This window comes from Cellulomonas cellasea, assembly GCF_006538745.1.
Classification (GTDB): domain Bacteria; phylum Actinomycetota; class Actinomycetes; order Actinomycetales; family Cellulomonadaceae; genus Cellulomonas_A; species Cellulomonas_A cellasea.
Genome location: NZ_BJLR01000036.1, coordinates 25,174 through 40,403, shown reverse-complemented (window position 1 = coordinate 40,403; position 15,230 = coordinate 25,174). Strand labels below are relative to the sequence as shown.

Genomic DNA, 15,230 nt, shown 5'->3' with positions numbered 1-15,230 from the left:
GGGGTCCTTCGTCGTTCGGGGCGCGGGTCCGGCCCGGGCGCGGGGAGCCCGGCGGCGGGGGGTGCGGAGGCCACGCGGGGGAGGCGGCGGGAGCGCGGACGCTGCGCGGTGGCGGGCTCGACTCTACCGGGCGGGCCGCGGACCACCGCGGCGGGTGACGCGCACCGGTCCCCGGAACCGTCGGTCTGGTCGTCGACCTCATCGGCTGCGCCGATGCGAAGAAGTGCATCAGCGACCGCGACATCACCGCGTGCATCTCGACGGCCTTGAACGCGGTGCCCTGGGGCAAGCTGTTCAAGGCAGCCAAGGTCGCGATCAAGACCGTCGGTGTGGGCAAGCGGCTGGTCGAGGGCTGCCCGCGGCTGAGGACGGCCCAGAAGGCGTTGAGCGACATCCCCGAGGCGGGCGGCGGTGACGCGTTCGTCGCGGGGGAGATTGCGGCGCGGCTGCGCGGCGAGGACCCGGACACGGCCGGATGGTGGGGCTCGGCGGCGGCGGCGCTCACCGTGACGCACCTGGGCGGGCGGCCGGACCTCGACCCGGCACGGGTCGAGGCCACGGCGCGCGACGCCCGGCGCGAGCACGGCGGGTCCTGACCCGCCCGCGCCGGGCCGCCGGCCGACCTCAGACGGTGACCGGCTGCGGCTCGGGCGCGCGCCCGGACGTCGGTGCGTCGCCGTCGAGCACGGGGGAGCGGCGGAAGCCGCGCGTGATCAGGTACACGGCGAGGCAGATCTCCCACGAGAAGATCGGGACCGCGCCGAGCCCGGTGATCACCGACACCTGGTCGTACAGGCCGAACATCACGCCGGCGTTCGTCGCGAAGACGAGCGGGCCGCCCACGAGCCCGAGCACCGCGATCGGCCGCGGCACGAGCCCGGACCGGAGGAGCAGCGCCGCGAGGACGACCGTGTTGGTCCCGCACACGAACCCGGGCCCGACGAGGAACGTCCAGTCGTGCAGCGCGACGAGGCCCTCGGCGAGGGCGACGGTCTCCGGGCCGGGCGCGCCGGCGAGCTGCTGGCGGACCGTGACGAGAGCGAGCAGCGGCACGACACCGACCGTGATGACGGCCGCCTCGAGCGTGCGCAGGGCTGCGTAGCCGAGGGCCGCTCCCTCGTGCTGCCGCTTCACGACGGGGAAGAGCGTCACCGCGGTGCCGATCACGGCCAGCGCCAGGACCACCTCGAGCAGCGAGCCGAGCAGCACCGGGCCGTCGGCACCCTCGCCGGCGAGGAAGCGCTCGGGCTCGCCGATGTCGCGGTAGAGCAGCACGGCCGTGATCGAGGTGACGTGCGTGACGAGGTACAGCACCCCAGCGGTCACGGCGGTTCTTCTGCTCGTAGGCACGGTGGTCTCCTCCGTCGGAGGTGTACGGCGTACACCTTGATATCGAGCAGGCTAGGCGTACGCTGTACACCCGTCAAGGGAGAGCACTCGTCCGGCGGAGAGGGGACCTCGTGGCGGAGGGCGCGGAGGTGGCGCGGCGTGAGCGCCTCGACCGGGACCGGGTCCTGCGGACGGCTGTCGCGCTCGCGGACGAGCACGGGATCGACGCCGTGAGCATGCGGCGTCTGGCCCAGGTGCTCGGGGTCGTCCCGATGGCGCTCTACAAGCACGTGGCCCACAAGGACGCCCTGCTCGACGGCATGGTCGACGCGGTCCTCGCCGAGATCGACCCGCCGGACCCCGCGCTCGGCTGGGCCGACGCCGTGCGCGGGCGGATCCTGTCCGCGCGCGAGGTCATGCTCCGTCACCCCTGGGCGCGCCGCGTCATGGAGTCGCGGGCGGCGCCGACGCCGGTCGTGCTCGCGTACATGGACTCGACGATCGGGACGTTCCTCGCGGGCGGCCTGTCGGTCGACCTCGTGCACCACGTGATGCACGCGCTCGGCAGCCGGATCTTCGGGTTCACGCAGGAGCTCTACGACAACGCCCCCGGGCCCACGCCCGACGAGCTCGCCGCGCTCGGCCCTGAGGCGCTCGCCGCGATGCAGCAGACGGCGGCGATGTTCCCGAACGTCGTCGCGGTCGCCACGAGCCGGCCGCACGACCCGGGCAGCGTCGTCGGCTCCGGGTGCGACGACGAGTTCGAGTTCGAGTTCGGCCTCGACCTGCTGCTCGGCGGGGTCGAGCGGCTGCACCGGCGCGGCTGGTCGTCGAGCGGCGCGGCGTCCGTCTGAGCGGGCGTCGGGGCGGCCGCCGAGTGGGAGTCTGAGAGAATCTGCGCATGCACGCAGATACGCAGGTGAACGACCTCCCGCTCGACTCGCCCTACGTCGAGCTCGCGGTCGAGGTGTTCGCGATGCTCGCCGACGCCACGCGCGTGCGGATCATCCTCGCGCTGCGCGACGGCGAGCTCGCCGTCGGTGAGCTCGCGACGGCCGTCGGCAAGTCGCCGACCGCCGTCTCCCAGCACCTCGCGAAGCTCCGGCTCGCCCGCATGGTCACGACGCGCCACGACGGCAACCGCGTCTACTACACGCTCGCCGACGAGCACGCCCGCCGGCTCGTCGTCGACGCCGTGCTGCAGGCCGAGCACGCCATCGACTCCCACCCGCGCCACCACGGGCGGGCCGACGCGTGAGCGCGCCGGAGCAGCACGCGGGGCACGCGCACGGGGGCGACGACGGGCACGGCCACGACGACCTCCGTCACGACCACTCGCACGGTCACGGGCACGACGATGCGCACGGTCACGACCACCCGCACGACCACGACCACGACCACCCCCACGGTCACGCCCACCCGACGGGCCTGCGCGGCTGGCTGCACGAGGTGTTCGTCCCGCACAGCCACGACGCGGCCGACTCGATCGACGACGCGCTCGAGGCCAGCGCCCAGGGCATCCGGGCGGTCAAGGTCAGCCTCGTCGTCCTCGGCCTGACGGCCCTCGCGCAGCTCGCGATCGTGCTGGTCAGCGGCTCGGTCGCGCTGCTCGCGGACACGGTGCACAACTTCTCCGACGCGCTCACGGCCGTCCCGCTGTGGATCGCGTTCGCGCTCGGCCGGCGCCCGGCGAGCCGGCGGTACACGTACGGCTACGGTCGCGCGGAGGACCTGGCCGGGCTGTTCATCGTCGCGATGATCGCGCTGTCCGCGGTCGTCGCCGCCGTGGAGTCGCTCCGGCGCCTCGCCGACCCGCAGCCGCTCGCGAACCTCGGCTGGGTCGTCGCGGCCGGGGTGCTCGGGTTCGCGGGCAACGAGGCCGTCGCCGCGTACCGCATCCGCGTGGGGCGCCAGATCGGCTCGGCGGCGCTGGTCGCGGACGGCGTGCACGCGCGCACCGACGGGTTCACCTCGCTCGCGGTCGTGCTCGGCGCGATCGGCGTGGCCGCCGGCTTCCCGCTCGCCGACCCCGTCGTCGGCCTGCTCATCGCCGCGGCGATCGTCGTCCTGCTGTGGGGGACGGCGCGGGACGTCGGCCGCCGCCTCCTCGACGGCGTCGACCCGGCGCTCGTGGACCGCGCCGAGCGGACGCTGCGCCGGCTCGAGGGCGTCGAGGACGTGGGCGACGTGCGGCTGCGCTGGTCGGGCCACCGGCTGACGGTCCAGGCGACCGTGGTGGTCGACGCCGCGACGACCGTCGACCGCGGGGACGCGCTGTCCGCGGCGGCGGTTCGCGAGCTGCGTGCGGCGCTGCCGAGCGTCGGGCGGGTCGACCTCGCGGTGCGCGCCGCGCTGGTGGAGGTCGCGGCCTGACCTCGCCGCTCCGGGTTGCCGCCCGGGCGGGTCCGGGCTACCCAGGACGGGACGACGCCGTCGCACCGACCCGGGAGGCACGATGACCGACACCGCCGGAGGCACCCCCGGTACCGCAGGCACCTCCGGCTCCGCGGGCACCGCGGGCAGCCCCACCCCGAGCCCCGCGGAGCAGTCCCCACCGTTCCCGCAGCGCGCGATCGTGACGGGCGCCGACTCGGGCATCGGCCGCGCGACGGCGGTCGCGCTCGCCGGCCCCGGACGGCAGGTCGGGATCACCTGGCACGCCGACGAGGCCGGCGCCGAGGCGACCGCCGACCAGGTCCGCTCGCGCGGCGCGACGGCGCACGTGCGCCGGCTCGACCTCACGGACGCACCGTCGGGCGGTCGCGTCGTCGACGAGCTCGCCGAGGCGATGGGCGGCGTCGACACCCTCGTGCTCAACGCCGGGACGGGCACGTCGACGCTCCTGCTCGACCTGACGTTCGAGGACTGGCGGGACGTCGTGTCGGTCGACCTCGACGGCGCGTTCTGCTGCCTGCAGGCGGCCGCGCGCCACATGGTGCGAGCCGGCCTCGGCGGCCGGGTCGTCGCCGTCACGAGCGTGCACGAGCACGCGCCGCGCGTCGGCGCCGCCCCCTACTGCGCGGCCAAAGGAGGGCTCGGGCTCCTGGTCAAGGTCGCGGCGCTCGAGCTCGCCGAGCACGGGATCACCGTCAACGCCGTCGCGCCGGGCGAGATCGCCACCCCGATGACCGGGCAGGAGGACGAGGCCGTCGTCGCGGGCAAGCACCGGCCCGGGATCCCCGTCGCGCGCCCCGGTGACGCGCGCGAGATCGCGGCGGTCGTGGCGTTCCTCTGCTCGCCCGACGCTGCCTACGTCAACGGCGCGTCGTGGGCGGTCGACGGCGGCATGCTGACGATGGGCCCGATGGCCGGCTCGCACCTGCGGTCCGACGACTGGCGTCAGCCGTAGCGGGAGACGTCCGCACCGGGCACGGCCCGGTGGGGAGCACGGGGGTCGCCGAGGGGCGGGGACGAGTCGGGAGCCGCGATGCAACGGTCCGTCCGCGCCACCCGTTGACAGGGGTGTACGCACCGCCGGCAAGGCGACGATGCGGCGACCGGGAGCAACGGAGACGACGGTGGCCGGAGGAGCTCGTGACCAGGTGCTGGTGGACCTGGTGCGCGCCCGCGGCGAGGCCCTCACGCGCTACGCCTACGTGTACACGGGCGACATGGCCGCGGCGCAGGACCTCGTGCAGGACGCACTGGTCAAGGTGTTCGTCCGCAGCCGGACGCGCACGGAGCCGGAGGCGCTCGAGGCGTACGTCCGGCGCGTGATCGCGACGACGTACATCGACGGGTACCGGCGTCGTCGAACGTGGGACGGGTTCCGGCACCTCCTCGCGCGCCGTGACGACGAGGCGGCGCGCGACGACGCCGCCGCCGCGACGGACCGGCTCGACCTGCGGGCCGCGCTCGCGACCCTCGGCCGGCAGGAGCGCACCGCGGTCGTCCTGCGGTTCTACGACGACCTGACCGTCCCGCAGGTCGCCGAGGTCATGCAGGTCGCCGAGGGGACCGTGAAGCGGTACCTGAGCAACGCGCTGCACCGCCTCGAGGCGCGGCTCGGGCCGCTCGACCCGCTCGGCGCGGGCGACCGCACCCTGCTCGTCACCCACGAACCGCGACGCACCGCTAGGAGCTGACATGGGCTACGACCTCCGCCGCGGTCTGCACGACCTCGGCGACCAGCCGCCGCAGGGCGGCACCCCGCTCGACGCGGACCGGGTGCTCGGCCGGGTCCGGCGGGCCCGGGCGGCACGCGCCGCCGCGGTCGGCGTGACGAGCGCCGCCGCGGTCCTCGGCCTGACGTTCGCGGTCCAGGCGTTCCCGCTGACCGACGACGGCCCGCGCCCGGGCCCGGCGGCGACGAGCGAGCCGGCGCCGACCCCGACGCCGACCGCCGCCCCGGAACCGTCGCCGACCCCGACGCAGGCGCCGACGTCGACCCCCGAGCCGACGCAGGCGCCGCCCCTGACCCCGTTGGTCGCGGTGACCGTGTCGGGGGAGATCGTGACGCTGGACCCCGTGACCGGGGAGCGGCTGAGCACGCTGCACACCGGCCTCGGCGTCGACGACCCCTCGAAGGTGTCCGTCACGACCGACGGGTCCGGGACCGTGGCGTGGGTGTCGCACGACCCGTCCTGGACGGACCCGCAGATCCTGTACGTCCCGATGGACGGCAGCGGACCGGCGGCTCTCGGCAGCGGGTGGTCGCCCGTGGTGAGCCCCGACGGACGCCGGCTCGTCGCGCGTGCGGTGGACCCGGCGACCGACGCGTCGACGCTCGCGGTGTTCGACCTCGTCGAGGGCGGTGTGCGGTACCTGGCCCCGGGAGACGGTGGCGCCGGACGCTGGTTCGAGCCCCAGTCCTGGTCGCCGGACGGCTCGACGCTCTACCTGACCATCGGCGTGGAGGACGGCTGGGCCGCGTGGACCCTGCCGGTCACGGCGACCTCGCTCGACGAGGCGGTCCTGATCGACGCGTCGACGGACACCCCGTGGTGGACCGCGGAGAGCTTCGGGCCGGACGTGCTCGCGGTCGGCGTGCGCGAGGGTGGATGGGACCCGTCGCCCGAGGGCTTCGCGCTCCTGCTGGTCGACCGGGCCACCGGCGCGCAGGTCGACGAGATCGAGGGCGCGCGCGGCAAGGACGTCTGGCAGATCGCCGGGACGAGCGACGGCGGCCTCGTGGTCCTCGCGCGGGACGCGTCCGGCACCGGGCCGGAGGCGGACCTGTACCGGTGGGACGGTGCCGAAGGTCTCGTCCTCCTCGGTGAGGGCTTCGTCGCCGTGGACGGGTGAGCGCGGACGCCGCACACCGCTCGAGGGACGGGGCCCCGCGACGTCGTCGCGGGGTCCCGTCCTGTCCGGCCGAGGCGGAGCGTCGTCGACAACCCCGGTTCGACTGCGGCGACGCCCGGACGACGACGCGGGCGCCCCGTCCTCGAGCGGCAGCTCGACTCCGCCGGGTTCGCGGTCGAGGGCGTGTGGGCCGACTGGCACCGCACGCCCGCCGTCGCGACCTCCCCGCTCCTGGTGCTCGAGGCCCGGCGGCGGTAGCCGCGCCGTCCGATCCCCGCCAGCCGGTCGCCCGGCGACGACCTAGGGTCACGAGGTGACGTCTCCGCACCCGGCCACCACCCCCGCCGACACCACTCCCGCCGCCACGCACGCCACCGCCGCGCCGGCCCCGGCGGCGTCCGGCGGGTGGCTCGGCAGCTACGCGCTCCTCGCGGTCATGTGGGGCTGCTCGTTCGCGTTCATCGCGCTCGCGCTCGACGCGCTGACCCCGGTCCAGGTGGCGTTCTGGCGCATCGCGGTCGGCGCCGTGACGCTGCTGGTCATCGCGGCGGTCACGCGCACGCCGCTGCCGCGCGACCGCCGGACGCTCGGTCACCTGACGGTCCTGGCGCTGCTCGTCAACGCCGTGCCGTTCACGCTGTTCGCGCTCGGGCAGCAGTCGGTGTCCTCGGTGCTCGCGGGGATCATCAACGCCGCGACGCCGCTCACGACCCTGCTGTGGGTCGCGCTCTTCTTCCGCGCGGAGCGGCCCGGGCCGGCGCGCGCCTCGGGGCTCGTGCTCGGGTTCCTCGGGCTGCTCGTCGTCATGGGCGTCTGGCACGGGCTCGGCACGGGGGAGCTCAGCGGGGTGCTCGCGTGCGTCGGGGCGATCACCTGCTACGGCCTCGGGTTCCCGTACACGCGGAAGTTCCTGGCCGGCACCCCGTACCCGCCGGTGGCGCTCGCGGCGGGGCAGATTGGGATCGCCGCCGTGGTCATGACCCCCGTGGTGCTCGTGACCGGCGTGGCGCCCGTGGGGGACGTGACGACGGCGGTCGTCGTGGCCGTCCTCGCGCTCGGCGTGCTCAGCTCGGGGGTCGCGTTCATCCTCAACTTCCGGGTCATCGCGCGGGCAGGCACGACGACCGCGAGCTCGGTCACGTACCTGACGCCCGTCGTCGCCGCGGCCGTCGGCGTGCTGTTCCTCGGCGACCACGTGACGTGGAACCAGCCGGTCGGCGCGGTCGTCGTGCTGCTCGGCGTCGCGATCGCGCAGGGCCGGCTGCGCCGCCGGGGCCCCGGCACCGAACGTCGGAGCGCGTCGCTACGGTGACGTGATGGGGATCGAGGTCGTTCCTGCGGTCGGGCGCTTCGAGGACGCCGCGCGCGTCGTCGGCACGCAGAAGGCGGGCGCCGGCGGCTGCTGGTGCCAGAGCTACCGCGACGCCCGGGTCCCCAACGCCGAGCGGCCCGAGGCGCTGCGGCAGCAGTGCGCGCAGGAGCCCGGGCCCGGCGTACTGGTGTACGTGGACGACGAGGTCGCCGGCTGGTGCTCCGTCGCGCCGCGCAGCTCCTACCGGCGGCTCATGCGCTCGCGGACGATCCCGCTGCTCGACGACCCCCGGGACCCGTGGAGCGTCGTGTGCTTCGTCGTGCGGCCGGGGTTCCGGCGGCGCGGGCTCATGCACGTGCTCCTCGCGGGCGCCGTCCAGCACGCCGCCGCGCACGGCGCCGAGGTCCTCGAGGGGTACCCGGTCGAGGCGGGCGGGACGCGCGTCGACGTGATCTCGGGGTACGTCGGGACGGTCGAGCTGTTCGAGGCCGCAGGCTTCCACCGCGCGGCGCCGACGACGGGCCACAGCGGGCACCGGGAGCGCTGGCTCGTGCGCCGCGAGCTGACGACCCCGACGCCCGGCTGACCGCCCGGTCCGGACCGTCCTGCTCCCGGGACCACCGGGCACCGACGCGGTCGGCGCAATCGATGCCCTCGCCGGGACGTACCCCGAGGAGACGCAGCCCGACGGCGACGCCCGTCGCGAGCTACCCGGCGCCCGGCTCGGCGGCCGGAGGCGGCTCGGTGAGCGCCGCGGCGTCGGGCTGCACCTCGCCCGCCAGGCCCTCGCCGGCCGAGGGTGCGTCCGCGGGCGCGTCGGCCGGCGGCTCGGCCGGCCCCGGCGCCGGCGTCCCGGGGTCCGCGGGCGGACCGGACGTCGGCGCGGGGTCGGGCGTCACGGGCTCGGGCGTCTCGGGTGCCGGGCCCGGTGCCGGGGCGACGGGACCGACGGGTGCCGGGACGGGCCCGGCCGGTGCCGCCGGGGCCGGTGCCGCCGGGGCGGGGGCCGCCGGCGCGGGAGCCGCCGGTGCCGGGGGAGCGACGGGGACGTCCGGCGTCCGCGACGGCCGCAGCGCGGCGAACACGCCGCCGGGGGCACCGCCGTACTCCCAGTGCCACGGCTCCGCGGGGCCGACCCCGCCGGGGCCCGCCCAGTGCGGGTGGAACCAGCCGTGCTCGGCGGCGTGCGCCTTCATCCACAGGTACCCGGGCCGGTCGAACTGCCCGACGCCGCCGAAGCCCGCGAGGTCGACCGCGACCCCGCGTCCGTGGTTGGACCGCCCGGGCGTCGCCGCGAGGCCGGGCTTGGCGGCCTTGACCGCGACCTGCGCGGCGAGCGTGCGGTAGCTGTCGGTCACGCGCAGCGGCTCCCCGAGGTCCCGCTCGTACGCGGCGGCGAGGCGGTCGAACGCGGCGGCGGCGTCGCAGCGCAGGAGCGCGCGGGCGTCCGACGCGAGCCGGCACAGGGTGTGCGGCGGGATGGCGCCGTTCGGGTACGGGTCGCCCGAGGGGTCGATGCCGCCGGGCACGTAGGTGCCCGACGACGCCGTCGCGGACCCGGGAGCCCGCAGCGCGACGGGGGCCTGTGCCTCGGCGAGCAGCGCGTCGAGCGCGTCCAGCCGGGCGGCGGCGTCGCGCGCGGCCGCCTCGACGACCGACCGCAGCAGCGCGACCCGCTCGGCGGCCGCCTCGACGCGGTGCGTGAGCGCGGGGGTGCCGGCTCGGCGTTCGAGGGTGTCGGGCGTCCCCGGGCGGGCGACCAACGTGCCGACCGACGTCGTCGTCACGGCGTCCGAGGACACGGCGACCGCGCTCCCGCCGGGCACGCGCGCCGCCGCCCGCCCCGCGCGGGTCCGCAGCAGCGCCGGGTCCGGGGCGTCGGCCGTCGTCCGCAGCGTGCGCGCGAGGTGCGCGACGGCGGCGTCCAGCCGGGCGACGAGCTGCGGGTCGACGCCCGGCCAGGCCGCGACCGAGGCGCTCTCGACGGACTCGAGCGTCGCGAGCGCCGTGGCCCGGGCGCGGGCGTGCTCGGCGCGGGCGTGCGCCGCGGCCTGCGCCGTGAGCCGTGCGGTCTGGGCGTCGGCGGCACGCACGTCCGGCGGTCGCACCGCCGTCACGGACGTCGCCACGCCGGCGCCGGCCTCGGCCGGCTGCGGGAACCACCCCCACCCCCCGCCGGCGAGCACGAGGACCACGAGCGCCGCGAGCACGCCTGCGCGGGTCCGCGGTCCCACGCCGTGCAGGCCGACCAGGGCCTCCGCGGACGCGGCGGGGGAGCCCGCGGTGGCCGCTCGCGCGGCGCGGCGCACCGGGGTCCCCCGCGGCGCGCTGGTCACGGGGGTCCTGCGGGGCGTGCGGGCCGGGCGTGCGCTGGGCGGGACGTGGGTCATGGTGTGCCCCCGGGGCGGACGGGTGCGCCGGGTCGGCGCCGCGTGAACTTCCTTGACACCCCGGAGCCCCGACCAGACGATGAAGGATCGGGCGCGGTCGGCCCGCTCCTTCCGGGGGCGTGATGGGGGACGTGGGCACAGGGGGCACGACGCTCCCGCGGGCACGACGGTCGGTGCCGCGGGTGTCCGGGGTGCGGCGCCCCCGCCTGCTCGGCGCGCTCGACCGGGTGCTCGTCACCCGCCTGGGACTCGTCGTCGCACCGCCCGGCGCGGGCAAGACGACCCTCATGGCGCACTGGGCGCAGACCGTCGGGGCGGACGTCGCCTGGCTGCGTGTCGAGCGCGACGACGTCGCGCCCGAGCGGCTCGTGGACCGGCTCGCGCAGGCGCTCGGCGAGCTGCTCGACCCGCCGCCGACCGGTGCGTCCTCGCCCGCGGAGCTCGCCGTCGCGATCGAGCGTCGCACCGCGCCGCTCGTGCTCGTGCTCGACGACCTGCACACGATCGCCGGCTCTCCCGCCGAGGCGGCGGTCGAGCGGCTCCTGCTGCTGGCCCCCGTGAACCTGCACGTCCTCATTGGATCGCGCCGCAGACCCGGGATCAACCTCGTGCGCTCCGAGCTCCCGACCGCGGTCACCGTGACCGGCGAGGACCTCGCGATGCGGGCGTCCGAGGTCCAGCAGCTCTTCGACGACGTGTACGCCGCGCCGCTCGCGGCGGACGACGCCGCGGCGCTCGCGTGGCGCACCGCGGGCTGGCCGGCGGGCCTGCACCTGTTCCACCTCGCGACCGCCACGCTCGGGACCACCGAGCGCCGGACCGCCGTCGCCGCGCTCGCCCAGCGGTCCCGGTACGCCGAGGAGTACCTGGCGCACGAGGTGCTGCAGACGCTCCCCGGGCAGCACCGCCGCTTCCTCACGCGGACCGCGGTCCTCGAGACGCTGTCCGCGGACCGCTGCGACGCGCTGCTCGGCACGCCCGGGACGAGCCGGCGCCTGCTCACGGAGCTCGAGCGCCTGACCTCGGCCGTGACGCGCGACGGGGACGGGACCCGGTTCCGCTGCCACGAGGCGCTGCGCCGGCACCTCGAGACCCAGCTCCAGGAGCAGCTCGGCTCGACCCAGGCGACCCGCTGGTGGCAGCAGGCCGCGCGGGTGTGCGAGCAGGACGGTGCGCCCGCCGAGGCGCTGCGGCTGCACGCCCTCGCGCGCGACTGGGACGCGGTGCGCCGGCTCCTGCGCGTGGGGGGCATGCCGCTCGTGCGGTCCGCGGGGCACGGCCTGGGCGACGTGCTGCCGGTCTGGCTCCAGGAGGACGACCCGTGGGCGTCGCTCGTGCTCGCGAGCCGGCTCCTCGAGGACGGGAGCCTCGCGACGGCCGCGGCGGTCGCCGACCGGGTGCGCACGCGGCTCGTCGAGGACCCCGTCGGCTCGGCCTGGGCGGTCCGGGTGGCCGCGGCGGCCCGCACGTGGCTGCCGGGCACCGGGCGCGCGCCCGCCCCGGAGGACTGGGTCGGCCTGCTGCGCGAAGCGACGCGGCGCGCGCCGCAGGACGCCGCGGGGCGCGTCGGGCCGCTCGGCGACGAGCACCGCGACCTCGTGCGCGGCCTCGCGCTCGTGCTCGCGGGCGACCTCGTGCAGGCCCGCCCGCTGCTCGAGGCGTGCGTGCAGCGCCCGCACGCCGACGTGCGCACGTGGCTCGCGGCCCGCCTCGCGCTCGCGACGCTCGACGCGCTCGGGGGACCGGGACCGGCGGCCGGCACGGCGCTCGACCGGGTGGTGTCCGTCGCGGACCGCCACGGGCTCGGCTGGTGGGTGCGCGTCGCGCACGGGGTCGCGGTCGCGCTCGTGCCGACCCCCGGCGTCGACGGCGAGCGGGTCGCGGCCGGCCTCGTCGAGGAGGCGGACCGGCGCGGGGACCCGTGGGGCGCGGCGGTCGTCGCGTCGGCTCTCGTCGCGGCGCAGCTGCGGGCGCTCCGGCTGCGGCCCGCGCAGCTCGACCGCGGGCTCGACGCGCTGTGCACGCGCTGGCGTGCGCTCGACGCGGGCGTGCTCGAGGCCTGGGCGCGGTCGCTGCACGCCGTGGTCGCGGCCGTCGGCGACCTCCCGCACGCCGAGCCCGCCGCCGAGTCGGCGGAGGCGTTCGCCCGCGCGGCCGGCGTCCCCGGTGCGCTGTGGGTCGCGTACGGGGCGCTCGCGCTCAGCCGGCCGGGCGAGCGCGACGAGCTCCTCGAGCTCGCGTCCGCGTCGGCCTCGGCGAGCGGGTTCGGTCCGCGGCCCGCGGGCTGGGAGGACGCGCTGCGTGCGGTGCTGAGCCCGTCGCCCGCGACCGCCCCGACCCCGGACGCGGACGTGCTGCTCCCGGAGGTCGCGCCCGTCGTCGTGCGGCCCGGGCCGGAGCCCGTCGCGACCGGGCCGTTCGAGGTGCGCTGCTTCGAGGAGTTCCGGCTGCTCGCGTCCGGCGTCCCCCTCGGGCTGTCGCGGATCCGGCCGCGGGCACGCTCGCTGCTGCGGCTCCTCGCGCTGCACACCGGCCGGCTCACGCACCGCGAGCAGCTCGCCGACACGCTGTGGGGCGAGCTCGACCCGGCCGCGGCGCTGCACGGCCTGCAGGTCGCGCTGTCGAGCCTGCGCACCCTGCTCGGCTCGGCGGGCGTGACCGCGACGCTGATCGTGCGCGACGGTGACGCCTACGGCCTGGTGCTGCCCGAGGGCTCGTCGTGCGACCTGCTCGTCTTCGACGGGGCGCTCGCGGCGGCGGCCCGGGCGCGGTCGGGGCCCGGTGACCCCGGCCGGGCGGCAGGTGCGCTGCGCGCCGCGCTCGACGTGTACACCGGCGACCTGCTGCCCGAGGAGGGGCCCGCCGAGTGGGTCGTGCCCGCGCGCGAGCAGTACCGGGTCCGGGCGGCGGAGGCGGCGGCGACGCTCGCCGCGCTCGAGCTCGCGCGCGGCGACGCGGCCGCGGCGGCCGCAGCGGCGACCCGCGGCGTGGAGATCGACCCCTACCGGGACGACGCCTGGCGCACGCTCATCGAGGCGAGCCGGCTCGCGGGCGACCACGCGACGGCCGGACGCGCGCAGCGCCGGTACGACGAGGTGCTCGCGGGCCTCGGGCTGCCGCCGACGGCCGGCGGGCCGGTCCCTGCGGTCCCGGTGGTCCCGGCGGTCCGCACGGGGCAGCGCGGGCCGGCCCCGCTCGACCGCGCGCACGTCAGGGCCTCCCCAGGAACTCGACCTCGCCCAGCGACACCGACGCACCCTCGGGCACCGGGTACGCCGAGAGAACGGTGAGCCGCGCGGCGACCACGTCGTCGGCGCCGACCGGGAACTCCTGGCCGCCGACGGCGTCCGCGAGCCGCAGCTGCTCGGTCGTCTGCGTGCCGTCGGCCGAGAGCAGCGTGAGCGCGACCTCCTCGGGGCGGCCCTGGGCCAGGAACTCGGGCTGCTGCGTCGACGCGCCGGAGAACACGCGGACGTAGGCGAGGCGGAACGGCTCGTCGAACCGCATCTCGAGGAACTCGCCGACCCCCTCGCCGGGCTGCGCGGGCGCCCACGACTGGTTCGTCGCGCCGTCCATCGCGGCCGCGGCACCCCGGCCCTCGGCCTCGCTCGACGCGACGACCTGCGCGGGGTTCACCGGGCCGTTGCCGACCGCGCGGTCGACGACGGTGTCGTACAGGTCGGAGAGCCGCTCGCGCTGGGACCACACGCCCCCGACGAGCAGCACGAGGACCGCGGGGACGACGACCCACCGCGCGCGGAACGGGCGGCGGCGCACCTGGGGGCGGGCGCCCGCGGCGAGCTCGCGCGGGCGCCGGGTCAGGACCCGCTCCCGCCAGGACCGGCGCTGGACGACGGGGGCGTCGGCGAGGCTCTCGCCGCAGCGCCGGCAGAACTTGCGCGTCGCGACGTTGCCCGCACCGCACTGCCCACAGACCTGGTCGCCGGGGTTGCGCGGCGGCTCGTCGACCGGCCCGGGGCGGACCGTGCGCGGCTTCGGTGCCCGGGCGCCGGGGAGCACGGGCGCCGGGCCGTCGTGGCGCGGCTGCGTCGTGGGCGGGTCGACGGGGCGGGCGAGGAGCGCCTCCGCGCGGGAGCGCGTCGTCGCGGGCTGCGGCGCGCCCTCCGGCGCCGGGGTGGTGACGGCCGGGCGGTGCGTGCCCTGGGTGGCGGGGAGCGGCTCGGCAACCGGGGTCGTGGGGGTCGCGACCGTCGGGGTCACCACCACCGGGGCCACCGGCGCGGGCGTGTCCGCCACCTGTTCCTCGGCGCGCTCCTCGACCCGCTCGCCCTCCCACGCGAGGTACGCCCCGCACTCCGCGCAGAAGTGCTCGTCGTCCTCGTTGCGCGTCCCGCACGTGGTGCAGATCAGCACGGCTCCTCCTCGGTGCAGGCCTCGACGACCACGGTGTGCGGGACGTGCGCGGGTTTGACCGCGCTCACGGCCCGGTCGAGGCGACGGATGTCGACGGCGGCGGGGTCCGGGACCCGCACGCGCACGGTCAGCGAGAGCTCGGGCGTGCCCGGCAGCGCCGTCCCCGGGCTCGCCGACCAGCGCGTCCCGCCCGAGTCGACGACCTCGACGTCGCCGCGCGCGCCGGCGTCGTCGGACAGGCCCAGGCCCAGCGCGAGCCGCACGGCGTCCTCGATGCCGGGGCGGGTCCCGCGGCGCCGGTGCAGCGACGCGGCGCCCGCGACGATCTCGCGGCTCTGCGCGAGGCCCCACGCGTCGTCGAGCTCGATGCCGACCCACTCGCCGACCCAGGACAGGAAGTCGGGCGGGGCCAGCCGCGGGTCGACGTAGCACTCGAGGCGGTCGAGCGTGAGCAGCACGGGCGCGAGCACCTCGTCGAACGCGCCGACGAACCGCCGCACGAACTCCTCGTCCTGGTAGACGGCCGGCAGCCGGTCGACGAGCGCGACGGGGTTGGTCAGCCCGGGCACGGTCCCGCGCAC

The 15,230-nt window shown here is 77.4% G+C and carries 14 protein-coding genes; 10 read left to right on the top strand and 4 right to left on the bottom strand.

The window, feature by feature from the left end:
- The first annotated feature begins 275 nt into the window (after window positions 1-275).
- Window positions 276-596 carry a PfkB family carbohydrate kinase gene (locus CCE01nite_RS18650; RefSeq protein ID WP_034626373.1) on the top strand — a complete coding sequence of 107 codons (321 nt, stop codon included), beginning with the start codon at window positions 276-278 and terminating at the stop codon, window positions 594-596.
- A gap of 28 nt (window positions 597-624) precedes the next feature.
- Here CCE01nite_RS18650 and CCE01nite_RS18645 read toward each other — a convergent pair whose 3' ends face one another.
- Window positions 625-1,326, bottom strand: coding sequence for a DUF4386 domain-containing protein (locus tag CCE01nite_RS18645; protein ID WP_246056727.1), 702 nt, complete (start codon window positions 1,324-1,326; stop codon window positions 625-627).
- A 134-nt stretch (window positions 1,327-1,460) separates the two neighbouring features.
- Between CCE01nite_RS18645 and CCE01nite_RS18640 the strand changes: the two genes are divergently transcribed.
- From CCE01nite_RS18640 to CCE01nite_RS18605, 8 genes are all read left to right on the top strand, one after another.
- Entirely contained in the window at window positions 1,461-2,183 is a 723-nt protein-coding gene (locus tag CCE01nite_RS18640) for a TetR/AcrR family transcriptional regulator (protein ID WP_034626375.1), read from the top strand.
- 47 nt (window positions 2,184-2,230) lie between these two features.
- Entirely contained in the window at window positions 2,231-2,587 is a 357-nt protein-coding gene (locus CCE01nite_RS18635) for an ArsR/SmtB family transcription factor (protein ID WP_034626377.1), read from the top strand.
- Window positions 2,584-3,702: a cation diffusion facilitator family transporter gene (locus CCE01nite_RS18630; RefSeq protein ID WP_084142507.1), complete on the top strand. Its 1,119-nt coding sequence runs from the start codon at window positions 2,584-2,586 to the stop codon at window positions 3,700-3,702. The genes CCE01nite_RS18635 and CCE01nite_RS18630 overlap by 4 nt, the downstream gene beginning before the upstream one ends.
- 82 nt (window positions 3,703-3,784) lie before the next feature.
- Complete coding sequence (locus CCE01nite_RS18625; protein ID WP_084142508.1) at window positions 3,785-4,678, top strand: SDR family oxidoreductase; 894 nt, start codon at window positions 3,785-3,787, stop codon at window positions 4,676-4,678.
- A gap of 169 nt (window positions 4,679-4,847) precedes the next feature.
- Window positions 4,848-5,414, top strand: coding sequence for an RNA polymerase sigma factor (locus tag CCE01nite_RS18620; RefSeq protein ID WP_246056725.1), 567 nt, complete (start codon window positions 4,848-4,850; stop codon window positions 5,412-5,414).
- Window position 5,415: 1 nt separating this feature from the next.
- The gene (locus CCE01nite_RS22245; RefSeq protein ID WP_034626379.1) at window positions 5,416-6,573 is read left to right on the top strand and encodes a TolB family protein; all 1,158 of its coding nucleotides are present in this window, start codon (window positions 5,416-5,418) and stop codon (window positions 6,571-6,573) included.
- A gap of 313 nt (window positions 6,574-6,886) precedes the next feature.
- The gene (locus CCE01nite_RS18610; protein WP_211254521.1) at window positions 6,887-7,885 is read left to right on the top strand and encodes a DMT family transporter; all 999 of its coding nucleotides are present in this window, start codon (window positions 6,887-6,889) and stop codon (window positions 7,883-7,885) included.
- A 4-nt stretch (window positions 7,886-7,889) separates the two neighbouring features.
- Window positions 7,890-8,471, top strand: a complete 582-nt coding sequence (locus tag CCE01nite_RS18605; RefSeq protein WP_034626381.1) for a GNAT family N-acetyltransferase — start codon at window positions 7,890-7,892, stop codon at window positions 8,469-8,471.
- Between the two features lie 121 nt (window positions 8,472-8,592).
- On the opposite strand, the gene CCE01nite_RS18600 is transcribed toward CCE01nite_RS18605, so the two are convergent.
- Window positions 8,593-10,221, bottom strand: a complete 1,629-nt coding sequence (locus tag CCE01nite_RS18600; RefSeq protein WP_141372818.1) for a M15 family metallopeptidase — start codon at window positions 10,219-10,221, stop codon at window positions 8,593-8,595.
- Between the two features lie 245 nt (window positions 10,222-10,466).
- Here CCE01nite_RS18600 and CCE01nite_RS18595 point away from each other — a divergent pair, with 245 nt between their 5' ends.
- A complete protein-coding gene (locus CCE01nite_RS18595) occupies window positions 10,467-13,565 on the top strand; it encodes an AfsR/SARP family transcriptional regulator (protein ID WP_141372817.1) in 3,099 nt (1,032 codons plus the stop codon).
- Here the strand turns inward: CCE01nite_RS18595 and CCE01nite_RS18590 are convergent.
- Both CCE01nite_RS18590 and CCE01nite_RS18585 read right to left on the bottom strand, forming a co-directional pair.
- Window positions 13,486-14,649 carry an NADase-type glycan-binding domain-containing protein gene (locus CCE01nite_RS18590; RefSeq protein WP_141372816.1) on the bottom strand — a complete coding sequence of 388 codons (1,164 nt, stop codon included), beginning with the start codon at window positions 14,647-14,649 and terminating at the stop codon, window positions 13,486-13,488. The genes CCE01nite_RS18595 and CCE01nite_RS18590 overlap by 80 nt on opposite strands.
- Window positions 14,643-15,230: a phage tail protein gene (locus CCE01nite_RS18585; RefSeq protein ID WP_141372815.1), complete on the bottom strand. Its 588-nt coding sequence runs from the start codon at window positions 15,228-15,230 to the stop codon at window positions 14,643-14,645. Before CCE01nite_RS18585 ends, CCE01nite_RS18590 begins: the two co-directional genes overlap by 7 nt.

What these genes read in the sequence shown, in the direction of transcription:
- CCE01nite_RS18635 (WP_034626377.1), top strand. Translation starts at nt 2,231, where the DNA reads ATGCACGCAGATACGCAGGTGAACGACCTCCCGCTCGACTCGCCCTAC.
- CCE01nite_RS18625 (WP_084142508.1), top strand. Translation starts at nt 3,785, where the DNA reads ATGACCGACACCGCCGGAGGCACCCCCGGTACCGCAGGCACCTCCGGC.
- CCE01nite_RS22245 (WP_034626379.1), top strand. Translation starts at nt 5,416, where the DNA reads ATGGGCTACGACCTCCGCCGCGGTCTGCACGACCTCGGCGACCAGCCG.
- CCE01nite_RS18605 (WP_034626381.1), top strand. Translation starts at nt 7,890, where the DNA reads ATGGGGATCGAGGTCGTTCCTGCGGTCGGGCGCTTCGAGGACGCCGCG.